This window comes from Leisingera sp. F5, assembly GCF_001593695.1.
Map to the genome: position 1 here is coordinate 1 of NZ_LUKH01000771.1, position 1698 is coordinate 1698.

The following is a 1698-nucleotide window of genomic DNA, read 5'->3' on the forward strand; positions in this document are numbered from 1 at the left end:
CCTATATCGGCGAGCTGAACTTTCTGCCCGGTCACCGCGGCAGACGGGCGGAGCGGCTGGAGCCCTTCATGCGGATCTTTCAAATCCTGGCGATCCAGAAATGGGATGTGGACTGGATCTACGCCTTCATCCCCGATCGCCACATGCAGGCCCGGCTGGACCTGGTCTACGGCTTCAGCCGGGCAATTCCGCGGGCGCAGAAGTGGCGCGATCCGGAACCGGAAGTGCGCAGCAGCACCGAATGGTTTGTCGGCGCGTCCCGGCTGGAAATGGAGCACATGCTGCAAAGCGACTTAGCCAAATTTGATGTCCTGTGAGAAATTGGCCACCATCAGCTTGCCGTCCGGCAAATATACCGGGGCCAGAACCCGCCGGTACTGCCGGGTAAAGCGGCGCCCGTTCAGCAGGTTCACGTCGATCGACGGATGGGTGATCACCGGCTCGCCGCGGCTGATCGCCTCGCTGTGCGCCAATACCAGATCAGAATTGAGCCTGTCGCTGAACCCGTTCAGGGTGCTCCGCAGCTGCTCGCTGCTTGCCACCTCAAAACAAATCGAGGCCAGGCTGGCCGGACCTGACTTGATCGGCTGAATACGGTTCTTCTCCGCATCCGGCGGGCTGAACAAGTCCACCTGATGCTGCAGCTGGTCAAAGCCTTCCAGACGGCCGCTGTTGGCAAACCACCAGTCCAGGAAGTCCTGCAGCGACACGTCGCAGCCTCGGTACTGGCGGGAGCGGGCAGCCGATTGCAATTGAGCATTGAGAATTTCAAATGCCTTGCGTCCTGCCTCCTCCGCCCGGCGGTCCGGCAGCAGCTCGAGACCCGCAGTGTCCGACGAGAAATAGTGAAACGACACCCCCAGCCCGCGCGCCAGCGCATCCAGCATGCTCCAGCCGATTTCACGCTCGTTCTTCAGCGCGCTGTTGAAAGTGCCATAAGGAATCCCGCATTTCAGCGCCGCCTGCCGGTTGGACAGGTTCATATCCGTCAAAAGCGCGGAGATTTTTTTGTGAATAAGCGCCATATGCGTAAGATCTTTCATATTTAGCGAAACATCTTGCATAAAACAACCGGCACGGCAATGCAGTGCCCGCGTTGATTTCGGTGGCGGCCTGGAAACCCGGCTCATGCCCTGGATGACCCAGCAGCCCGCAGAAAACCATTCCCGGCGGCCGCTGGAAACAGGCGAATGGGTCAGGGTTGGCGCACCATCCGGAGATCTTGCCAAGGCCGTCCTTCCGGGCGCCATCGCGACCCGCTCCATCCCGCGGCACGGCGCGCCCGGCACCTTCCGGCTGAGTTCCGAGGTTGATGCGCATCAGGCGCAGTCGATCCTTGATATTCTGCCGACCTCCAAAAGCACGCTGGCCATGGTGCGTGACTACGGGTCCCATTTGCCTGCTGTGATCGACCAGCCGTTGAACGGCGGAACTCTGGTTGATGCCTTTCAGCCGGCGGCCGAGGCGCTGCCCCTTTGGGAACCGCGCATCAGCCTGGGCCGGGTGCAAGTTCCGGATGCCCGGCCGGGCTATGCGGAGCTGGAGCTGATCGTAAGCAGCGCCTGGAGAGCACCGGGCTTTCAACTTGACGGCTGGAAGTTCCAGGGAAGGAGTTCGCCGGCCGACTGGCAGGGTGACCTGTGACCTGCACCCCGTAGAGTCCGCGGTTATTAGTTCTCTCTGTTCAGGGTTTGGTCC

General features: G+C 61.2%; 3 protein-coding genes. 2 read left to right on the forward strand and 1 reads right to left on the reverse strand.

The annotated features are described in order from the left end of the window. The coding region (locus A2I95_RS35775) for a hypothetical protein (protein WP_291737289.1) at window positions 1-317 on the forward strand (317 nt) is incomplete at its 5' end. Here A2I95_RS35775 and A2I95_RS35780 read toward each other — a convergent pair. Further along, window positions 294-1043: a helix-turn-helix transcriptional regulator gene (locus tag A2I95_RS35780; protein WP_259993786.1), complete on the reverse strand. Its 750-nt coding sequence runs from the start codon at window positions 1041-1043 to the stop codon at window positions 294-296. The two genes, A2I95_RS35775 and A2I95_RS35780, sit on opposite strands and share 24 nt — an antisense overlap. Window positions 1044-1128: 85 nt before the next feature. On the opposite strand from A2I95_RS35780, the gene A2I95_RS35785 reads away from it, so the two are divergent. Then, window positions 1129-1644: a GPW/gp25 family protein gene (locus A2I95_RS35785; RefSeq protein WP_291737290.1), complete on the forward strand. Its 516-nt coding sequence runs from the start codon at window positions 1129-1131 to the stop codon at window positions 1642-1644. The last annotated feature ends 54 nt before the right edge of the window (window positions 1645-1698 follow it).

Coding starts and splice junctions, on each gene's coding strand:
- A2I95_RS35780 (WP_259993786.1), bottom strand. CDS start 1,043: ATGAAAGATCTTACGCATATGGCGCTTATTCACAAAAAAATCTCCGCG.
- A2I95_RS35785 (WP_291737290.1), top strand. CDS start 1,129: ATGCCCTGGATGACCCAGCAGCCCGCAGAAAACCATTCCCGGCGGCCG.